The sequence below is a fragment of the Ruminococcus sp. D54t1_190329_F1 genome, assembly GCF_015551645.1.
GTDB lineage: Bacteria > Bacillota > Clostridia > Lachnospirales > Lachnospiraceae > Blautia_A > Blautia_A faecis.
In genome coordinates, this window is the sequence record NZ_JADNDC010000009.1 from 111,025 (window position 1) to 119,990 (window position 8,966).

At 42.4% G+C, this 8,966-nt stretch carries 8 protein-coding genes, 6 tRNA genes, 1 rRNA gene and 1 pseudogene; 5 read left to right on the forward strand and 11 right to left on the reverse strand.

What is annotated here, in order from left to right:
• Positions 1 to 171 precede the first annotated feature (171 nt).
• Complete coding sequence (locus I2D69_RS05980; protein ID WP_187566227.1) at positions 172 to 390, forward strand: DUF378 domain-containing protein; 219 nt, start codon at positions 172 to 174, stop codon at positions 388 to 390.
• 40 nt (positions 391 to 430) lie between these two features.
• Here the strand turns inward: I2D69_RS05980 and I2D69_RS05985 are convergent.
• The 6 genes and pseudogenes from I2D69_RS05985 to epsC form a co-directional block, all read right to left on the reverse strand.
• Positions 431 to 503 (reverse strand) — tRNA-Gly (locus tag I2D69_RS05985).
• A 3-nt stretch (positions 504 to 506) separates the two neighbouring features.
• Positions 507 to 577 (reverse strand) — tRNA-Gly (locus tag I2D69_RS05990).
• Positions 578 to 617: 40 nt separating this feature from the next.
• A tRNA-Gly gene (locus I2D69_RS05995) sits at positions 618 to 690 on the reverse strand.
• Between the two features lie 3 nt (positions 691 to 693).
• Positions 694 to 764: transfer RNA gene (locus I2D69_RS06000), tRNA-Gly, on the reverse strand.
• A gap of 231 nt (positions 765 to 995) precedes the next feature.
• A pseudogene (locus I2D69_RS20835) lies at positions 996 to 1,166 on the reverse strand (DUF6783 domain-containing protein); the annotation flags it as partial.
• 86 nt (positions 1,167 to 1,252) lie between these two features.
• Positions 1,253 to 2,179, reverse strand: a complete 927-nt coding sequence (gene epsC / locus I2D69_RS06005; RefSeq protein WP_173735206.1) for a serine O-acetyltransferase EpsC — start codon at positions 2,177 to 2,179, stop codon at positions 1,253 to 1,255.
• Between the two features lie 112 nt (positions 2,180 to 2,291).
• Between epsC and I2D69_RS06010 the strand changes: the two genes are divergently transcribed.
• A tRNA-Ser gene (locus I2D69_RS06010) sits at positions 2,292 to 2,379 on the forward strand.
• Positions 2,380 to 2,466: 87 nt separating this feature from the next.
• Positions 2,467 to 2,537: transfer RNA gene (locus I2D69_RS06015), tRNA-Trp, on the forward strand.
• Positions 2,538 to 2,756: 219 nt separating this feature from the next.
• Here I2D69_RS06015 and I2D69_RS06020 read toward each other — a convergent pair.
• Genes I2D69_RS06020 through modA form a run of 3 tightly spaced genes read right to left on the reverse strand, consistent with a single transcriptional unit; the run spans position 2,757 to position 5,403 of the window.
• Positions 2,757 to 3,809 carry an ATP-binding cassette domain-containing protein gene (locus tag I2D69_RS06020; protein ID WP_195379544.1) on the reverse strand — a complete coding sequence of 351 codons (1,053 nt, stop codon included), beginning with the start codon at positions 3,807 to 3,809 and terminating at the stop codon, positions 2,757 to 2,759.
• The gene (gene modB / locus I2D69_RS06025) at positions 3,809 to 4,504 is read right to left on the reverse strand and encodes a molybdate ABC transporter permease subunit (RefSeq protein ID WP_195379545.1); all 696 of its coding nucleotides are present in this window, start codon (positions 4,502 to 4,504) and stop codon (positions 3,809 to 3,811) included. Before modB ends, I2D69_RS06020 begins: the two co-directional genes overlap by 1 nt.
• A gap of 11 nt (positions 4,505 to 4,515) precedes the next feature.
• On the reverse strand, positions 4,516 to 5,403 hold the full coding sequence (modA, locus tag I2D69_RS06030; protein ID WP_195379546.1) for a molybdate ABC transporter substrate-binding protein: 888 nt from the start codon (positions 5,401 to 5,403) through the stop codon (positions 4,516 to 4,518).
• Positions 5,404 to 5,790: 387 nt separating this feature from the next.
• On the opposite strand from modA, the gene I2D69_RS06035 reads away from it, so the two are divergent.
• A complete protein-coding gene (locus I2D69_RS06035) occupies positions 5,791 to 6,003 on the forward strand; it encodes a TOBE domain-containing protein (RefSeq protein WP_118579240.1) in 213 nt (70 codons plus the stop codon).
• On the forward strand, positions 5,996 to 6,961 hold the full coding sequence (locus tag I2D69_RS06040) for a helix-turn-helix transcriptional regulator (RefSeq protein ID WP_195379547.1): 966 nt from the start codon (positions 5,996 to 5,998) through the stop codon (positions 6,959 to 6,961). Before I2D69_RS06035 ends, I2D69_RS06040 begins: the two co-directional genes overlap by 8 nt.
• A 183-nt stretch (positions 6,962 to 7,144) precedes the next feature.
• Here the strand turns inward: I2D69_RS06040 and I2D69_RS06045 are convergent, their stop codons facing one another.
• Together I2D69_RS06045 and I2D69_RS06050 are read right to left on the reverse strand one after the other, a co-directional pair.
• Positions 7,145 to 8,557, reverse strand: coding sequence for an MATE family efflux transporter (locus I2D69_RS06045; protein WP_243243768.1), 1,413 nt, complete (start codon positions 8,555 to 8,557; stop codon positions 7,145 to 7,147).
• 283 nt (positions 8,558 to 8,840) lie between these two features.
• Positions 8,841 to 8,966, reverse strand: a 23S ribosomal RNA gene (locus I2D69_RS06050); the annotation flags it as partial.

The following is an 8,966-nucleotide window of genomic DNA, read 5'->3' on the forward strand; positions in this document are numbered from 1 at the left end:
CGAAAGTTCCGTTTAAGGCTTTCGCGTATTTTTTATGCCTCTCTTTACAGTTTCAGACAGCTCCCTGTTTTTTGCAGCTAAAAATCTATTTTTTACCATATTTTATCCAGGCTTTTTCGTATAATTCCCATGATAAAAAGAGACACTATAGTTACGAAAGGATGGTGACTTATGGAAAATAAATTTTTAAATTGTTTCTGTCTGACTCTTACGATAATCGGTGCCGTCAACTGGGGACTGATCGGGTTCTTCAACTTTAATCTGGTAGCTTTCCTTTTTGGAAGTATGAGCTGGATCTCCAGAATCATTTACGCACTGGTCGGACTTTCGGGTCTGTATCTGCTCAGTTTCTATGGAACGCTCTGCTCCAATGAAAATAATGCGTCATAAGTTAAAAAAAGCCAGGAAACTTAATTCCTGGCTTTTAAAGAGCGATAGACGGGGCTCGAACCCGCGGTCTCGACCTTGGCAAGGTCGCGCGTTACCAACTACGCCACTATCGCACAAGCGGGTGATGGGAATCGAACCCACGTATCCAGCTTGGAAGGCTGGTGTTCTACCATTGAACTACACCCGCACATCATATTCAGATGTGTTTACCTGACATTTGTCAGAAGAGCGATAGACGGGGCTCGAACCCGCGGTCTCGACCTTGGCAAGGTCGCGCGTTACCAACTACGCCACTATCGCATAAGCGGGTGATGGGAATCGAACCCACGTATCCAGCTTGGAAGGCTGGTGTTCTACCATTGAACTACACCCGCACATTTGTGCTTGTCCGTCACAACGAAGATTAGTATATCTGATGTTGGAATATTTGTCAACAACTTTTTTGAAATTTTTTAATTTTTTCTTTTGTTTCTAAGATTAATGCAATATTGCTTGTCTGTTAGAGCATTTATATTTTTAAAATATGATAGAAATATTTTTCATGAAAGTTTTCCAGAGCGTGTTTGAAAAAGGCTTTCTGCAAGATGTGCGCCACAATTTGCGGGCGATTTTGTTCGGATGTGGGCGCCGTAGCGAGCTACGTAGACCGAATTCGGACGAAATATATCACAAAGTGAGGCGTGCAGATTGCGAGAATGATTTTTCAAACATGCTCTGGAGCAGTCAGCAGTTACACAGTTTATCACATTCACAGCGATGCATGTTACCAGCTTCACACTGCGGTTTTCTGTTTTTCCAGAAATGATATTTCCTAAAACACCACCGTGCCAGCTCCATTAACTGCCATTTTCACTTTATTCCCTTAATTTTCCCAATCCCAGACATTGGAAGCTTCCACATGTGTACGCGGTTTCTTGATCACCAGCTCCGGACTCTTTGCACTTACCTTGGAGTTTGCAGGAATTGATTCTGTAATAAATGTGTTTCCGCCGATGATCGTATTCTCCCCGATCACAGTTTCTCCACCAAGTACAGAAGAATTGGAATAAATGGTCACATTATCTTCAATAGTAGGATGACGCTTCACACCAGAAAGCTGCTGTCCTTTTCTTGTAGAAAGAGCGCCAAGGGTAACCCCCTGATACAGCTTCACATTATTTCCAATAGTAGTCGTTTCACCGATTACTACGCCAGTACCATGGTCAATAAAGAAATATTCCCCAATCGTAGCACCTGGGTTGATATCGATTCCTGTATGGTCATGAGCATACTCTGTCATAATCCTTGGGATAAACGGAACCTCCTCCAGATAAAGGATGTGTGCCAGACGATACACATAAATTGCCAGAAATCCCGGATAGGAGAAAATAATCTCCTCTTTACTCTTCGCAGCCGGATCACCGTCAAAACCAGCCTGCACATCTTTCAGCAGCATCTCCTGCACTTCCGGAAGCTGCTCAAAAAATCTGGAGGTTACCTGTGCTGCCTTGCCGCATGCACTGGTCATATCATCACCAACATACAGAAAAGCCGTCTCAATCTGCGCCTGCATACGGTCAAACAGGTCATTGAGCAGATATCCGGTATAATGTTCCGGAAAAACAGCTGCTCCCGAATCAATATCGAAATATCCCGGAAAAATAACTGATCTCATTTCTTTCACAATATCAATAATTGCTGCACGGACTGGCAGATGTCTTCCGCTCTTTGTCAGAAACAACTCTTCTCTACGGTAATTGGCAGTCAGACGCTCTACTGCATTCTCTATGGATGTCTTTTTGTCACTCATAACTGGTCTCCTCGTATTTTGCTTTCCTTTCATATTATTACACTATTCTTTTTACGTCAATAAAAAAAAGATTGACCTTTATCCAATCCCCCGATATAATGGAGAATGTCATGGAGATGTACCCAAGTGGCTGAAGGGTCCGCACTCGAAATGCGGTAGGCCGGGCAACCGGTGCGAGGGTTCAAATCCCTCCATCTCCGTTTTATAGTTGATTTCGTGCAAATTTTATTAATTTTGCCTTGACAACTGTTCCTTTTGTATGTATAATTGCAACAGAAGCAAAACATAGGGGATTGGTCAAATGGTATGATAGGGGTCTCCAAAACCTTTGGTGGGAGTTCGATTCTCTCATCCCCTGCTCTTAAGCGTCAGAAATCTTGTAATTCAAGGTTTCCGGCGTTTTTTTATCGCAGCATCAGAGCTTGTTTAAAAAAGGTTCTAAAGCATATCTGAAATAAAGACTTTCTTCTACTACCCGTCTTCTACAGACTTCGCAATACAAAATAAGGAATATGAAACCGCACACCATTCCATGCTGTCTCATATTCCTTTATTATTCATTCAGAACCACCTTATTTTATTTCTTCAGCAACATCACATGCTCTGGTGGAAAATACAGATACTTTGGGATATTGTCCTTTGCAGTTTCCTGGAAATTCTTTTTCTGGCACATCCACCACAAAGTGCCGCTTTCTGCAGCCCCTTTATTACGAAACAGATATTGATGCTCAAAAGTATTTTCAATATACTCCTCAACCTGCACTTCCATGGTATTCTCACCAGCCTCATCTGCCGGCCTCATCCAATGTCCCCGGATTCCAACATGGGTAATATCCTCTGTCACTTCCTGTTCTGAACGAAGCATAAGCTCCCAATCCAATGCATAAACTTCATGGCTGCCCATCTTCTGCACCGCAGAAAAATTTTTACATCCAGTCAGCCTTGCAGCCTCCAGATACTGAGGATTTTCGAAAATATCCCTGGTCTCACCAGTAAGAATATCTTTTCCATTATTCAACAGGGTCAGCTGACTACAGAACTTATATGCCTCATCCCTGCTGTGAGTTACCATGATCATATCGCCTTTGTAATCTTTCAAAAAATTCTGCATATCACGCTGCAAAATGTCCTTCAGATACCCATCCAGCGCAGAAAAAGGTTCATCCAGAAGAATCACCTCCGGCTCTCCGATCATCATACGCGCAAGAGCCACCCGCTGCTGCTGACCGCCAGAAAGCTGCGACGGAAAATGCTTCTCCAATCCCTCCAGATGATACCTCTTTATGTAATCTGCAACCTTCTGTGAAAGCTCACTTTTTCCCCCTCGATACCCGCAGGCAATATTCTTTTCTACGGTCATAGTTGGGAAAAGGGCATAGTTCTGAAACAGGTATCCAACTCTTCTCTCCTGAGGCTTTAAATTAATTTTTGCCTCAGAATCAAAAACAGTCTTCCCGTTAATAATGATCCTTCCGGAATCCGGAGTCTCAATTCCGGCAATACTGCGAAGAGTCATGCTCTTTCCGCTTCCGGAAGCTCCCAGGATCCCTATAGTTCCAGCCTGCCCCTTCAGCTTTACATCCAGGGAAAAACCTTTAAAATTTTTCTGAATATCAAGTTCAATCGCCATTATATCCACCTTCTGGTCTGCATTCCTCTGCCGGAAACAATATTAATTGCCGCAACCACCAGAAATGAGATCAATATGATCACTATGACCCAGAAACCTGCCATATCATAATTTCCAGCTGCAGTCTCTGATGCAATTGCAACAGAAACCGTTCTTGTCTTTCCAAGGATATTGCCGGCAAGCATGGAGGTTGCTCCATATTCCCCAATGGCACGGGCAAAAGCCAGTACAGTACCGGAAGCAATTCCAGGTCCTGCTGCAGGCATAATTACCTTCCAGAATATCCGGCCTTCACTCATTCCCAGAGTTCTTCCTGCATAGATCAGATTCACATCCACCTGCTCAAAAGCCGCCCTGGCATTTCGATACATCAGTGGAAATGCGATCACAGAAGCTGCGATCACACATCCGGTCCATGTCTGAACTACTTTAATGTCAAAATTGTCCAGCAGAAAGCTTCCGAAAGGTCTTTTCAGACTAAAAAGCAAAAGCAGGCAGAATCCAGCTACTGTAGGCGGCAGAACAAGAGGCATTGTCAGAATCCCATCCAGCACTGCCCGGGCTCCCGGTTTCAGTTTCATGATCTTCCTTGCACAGAATACTCCCAGAAAAAAAGCAAATATAGTTGCTGCCACACCGGTTTTCAAAGAAATCCATAAAGGACTCCAGTTTATTTCACTGAGAAATTCTCCCATATTATTATCCTTTATTCTGCAGTATCTTCAGATGCTTCTTTTGTCGGCTCTGCTGTCTTTTCAGCAGCTGCCGTGTCATCCGTTTTCTCATCATTTACATAAGCTGCAAATCCATATTTCTCAAATACTTCAAGAGCCTCATCAGACTGAATGTACTCAAGAAATGCTTCTGCTGCTGCTTTATCATCATCACTTGCTTCTTTATCTTCTACCATTCCAACAGGGTAAAGTACAGGTGTTTTAAGGCTTCCCTCCGGTGCCTCTGCAATAATATCAACAGAATCTGCCACAGAAGCCGCATCCGTAGCATATACGATACCAACTTCATTGCTGCCCTCACTTACAGATGCAAGTACATCGGTAACGTTCTTACCTTCGTTGATCTCCATCTTGTTTACTTCATCTGTAATTCCGAGATTATCAAAAATCTCGCGGGAATACTGTCCAACCGGAACGTCCTCTCCGGCAAGGGCAAGGTTTGCAGCATCTGTGATGTTCTCAAATCCGGTTACCTTGGTTTCCCCATCCTTTGGTTTAATGAGAACAACTTTATTCTCGAGAAGATCCACTACAGAATCCTTGTCAGCAAGTCCCTCGTCAACCAATGCATCCATCTGTTTCGTAGCTGCTGAGAAGAAAATATCGCAGCGGGCGCCTTCCTCAATCTGAGTCTGCAAAGTTCCTGAACTGTCCGCATTATAAAGAATCTCAACATCCGGATAAGTCTCATTAAAATTCTTCTGAATTTCTTCCATAGCATTATTCAGGCTGGCTGCAATAAATGCATAAACCTCACCTTTCAGTTCCGGAGTCTCTGCTTCAGCAGATACGAAAGTAGTTCCAAACATCATAGTTCCCATAACACCAGCCATAAGTGCTGCAAAAACTCTTTTTTTCATTTCACGCCCTCCATTTTTGTTATGTTTTGTTGCGTTTTGTTTAGTTTTATTCATTATACTTAACTTTATTTGACATGTCAATTTGAACCTGCATTGTTTGTACAATTTTTATTAGTTCACACAAATTTTTTTATTTTTCATTTTTTCTCCAACGAAACACTCCTTGTTATTTTCTTTCCAACATGCTATGATATTTAAATACTACCAATGATAAATACAAAATTTAGCTACTTCTCAGCTACGGAACGCGGTCATACTCCTGGCAAACCACCTACCTGCTCATATGTTCCGGTCTGTCTGATAACCTTCCATTCAGCATATAGACATAATGAATACACGGCTGTCGTTCAGGAATTTTGTAATAAATAATGAAAAGAGGATTTAAATATGAAATTAAGTGCACGCAATCAGTTAAAAGGAAAAGTTATCAATATCAATAAGGGAGCCGTTAACTCCATCGTCACAATTGATATCGGAGGCGGCAACATTATCACAGCTACTATTTCCTGTGCAGCTGTAGAAGAACTTGGACTTGAAGTTGGCTCTGACGCTTACGCAGTCATTAAGGCAACCAACGTTATGGTGGGAATTGATGAATAAACTTTATACTGCTCAGGAAATTGCAGACAAGCTTCAAATTAAGAAGACCACGGTTTATGAATTGATCAAACGTGGAGAATTATATTCTTCTAAAGTAGGAAAACAGCTTCGCATCAGCGAGCAGCAGCTGAAACAATACCTGGAGCGTTCCGGTTCCGGCAATAACATGCCAGATCAGAACGCGGTTTCTTCTGCCAGTACCCTTAACGGAAATCTGCAGATTCCGGAACTTCCTCCAGAAAGTTCCCTTTTGAAGAGGGATTATCTTCTCCACTCCAGCGGACTGATCCTTTGCGGACAGTTTTCCCCGGCTCTCGAACTTCTGATCAGCCAGATGTCCATTCACCCTCAGGGGATTCCAGTCCTTCAATCCTTTATGAACAGCTACAACAGCCTGTATTCTCTTTATTTCAAAAAGGCTCACATAGCATGTGCAAGTCTGGATCTGGAACATATCCGCAGCCTTGTCCCAGGTGTACAGCTTTCTCTTTTATGCCTTTATGAGTATTCCATAGGGCTTTATGTTCCTTCTGGAAACCCTTTGAAGCTTTCAAGTCTGATGGATTTCGCCTGTAAAGACATAAAGATTGCCAATCGAGAAAAAGGAAGTACACCACGGATTTACCTGGACCAGTTTCTTTTCTCAGAAAAAATTTCGCCAGCCAGCATATCTGGTTACCATACTGAACTGGTATCTGATATTTCCACTGCCGCAGCTATTGCTACGCACAAGGCAGATTCAGCTCTTGGAGAAGAATACGCAGCACACCAGTCCGGACTTCTGGATTTTATTCCGCTTCAGACACTTCCTATGTATCTGGTCATGGAAACGGAAGCCCTTTCCCAGCCTGGATTCTCTGCTCTTCTTGAAATTGTACGGTCTGAAGATTTCCGAACGATTCTTCAGGGACAGACCGGATATAATGTGACACGGACAGGGGAACTGCTTTCTCTTTAAAATACCCATGGATAATAAAAATGCTTTTAATTTATTTACGCAGCTTCTGAACTGCTGTTTGAATAAATTAAAAGCATTTTTTCTTAGAACGCATTTGAAAAAGCCTTTTTCAAACACGCTCCTGATAAGTCATTCGGTTAACAAAAAACTCTATTTGAAAAATAATTATCAAGCATTCCACGCCTATTTTCCGGAAACAATATTCTGCATCCATACACCTTTCTTAACCAGCACAAACCCCACAATACACTTCAAAATATCTCCCACCTGTACCATGGCAAAAACAGCCAACACGTGTAAACCTGTGAAGCGACTGAGGCAATACGCAATTGGTACACTAACACACCACACAAATACACTGTCAAATAAAAATGTAATGATCGTTTTTCCACCGGAACGCAAGGTAAAATATGAAGCATGCAGGAATGCGTTCTGCGGCATAAAAATTGCCATGATCATAATAAAGTATTTCGCCAGTTCCTGCGCATCCAGATTGGTGTTATACAGCTTTGGGAAAAATGGTGCGACAGTCAGCATGACTAATGCCACTCCAGTGCAGCACATAACAGAAAATGCAATCATCTTATTATCTGTATCTCTGGCCTTCTTCATATTTCCCGCGCCTAATAGCTGTCCCACTACAATGGCAACAGAGTCTCCCAAAGCGATGAATACGACATTAAAAACATTATTAATGGTATTTGCAATATTCTGTGCAGCTACTACGTTTAATCCCCGAATAGAATAGCACTGGGTAAGAATTGCCATTCCGGCTGCCCAGAGAGTCTCATTAAGCAGCAACGGAGTTCCTTTGATCAAAATCTTCTTTGTTAAATTAGCTGGTACCTTCAGAGTACTGTAAAGACCTTTGGCAAAAGGCATTTTCTCTGTGTGGGTATGTGACCATATAATTATAATTGCAGCCTCCACATAGCGGGAAAGAACAGTCGCAATAGCGGCTCCTTGTACTCCCAGCTCTGGAAAGCCAAATTTACCATAAATAAGAAGATAGTTGAATACAAGATTCACAAGTACTGCAGTAACTCCCGCCTTCATAGGCTGAACAGTCTCTCCGCATTCGCGAAGGGTACTGGAGTATGCCTGACTGATCATAAATGGCGGCAATCCAATAAACATGATCCACAAATACTGCATTCCATATCTGCTCGTAGCCTCCAGCGCAGCTGCACTTCCTTCGCCTTTCAGATACATGCCGATCAGGTTTTCTCCTGAGCACATTAAAATCAATATTGTTATAATTGTGAGCGCAATTACCAGCCATAATTTGTAGCGAAATGTCTGGCGCACACCTTCATGATCCTTCTGGCCTGCGTACTGAGCTGTAAAAATTCCAGCACCGGACACGCCTCCAAACAGACAAAGATTATATACAAAAAGAAGCTGATTTACAATGGCTGCCCCTGACATCTGCTCTGTGCCAATCCTTCCGATCATAATATTGTCCAGAAGACTGACAAAATTAGTGATACCATTCTGTATCATAATGGGTATTGCAATTGCAAGTACCATTTTGTAAAAGGCCTTATCTCCCAGAAATTTCTTCCGGAATCCAGGCTTAGTTACTGTGTTTTCCATTTATCGATTTCCCCCTTCATTTCCAAACTGTAAAACAGAATATTTGTTCTGTGATTACAGCGTGGTAGATACTAAGTTACTACATATTTTCAAATAATGCAATAGGTAAATGTAAACAAAGGAGAAAATTTTGCAATAGGAACCTACACACAAAAAAAACGATAACCAACCGGCTACCGTTTCCGTTCTGTACCTTCAAAACTACATACATGTTACATCCTAATGGAATCATTTTACCTCTGCGTGAGTCTGGCAGCCACTTTGCAACCGCCTTTCTCATTTCTTGGTCAAGCCCTCACCCTATTAGTAACAGTCAGCTCCGTGCATTACTGCACTTCCACCCCTGCCCTATCTACCTCGTCGTCTTCAAGGGGGTTTACTTCTTTCGAATGGGACATCTCATCTTGAG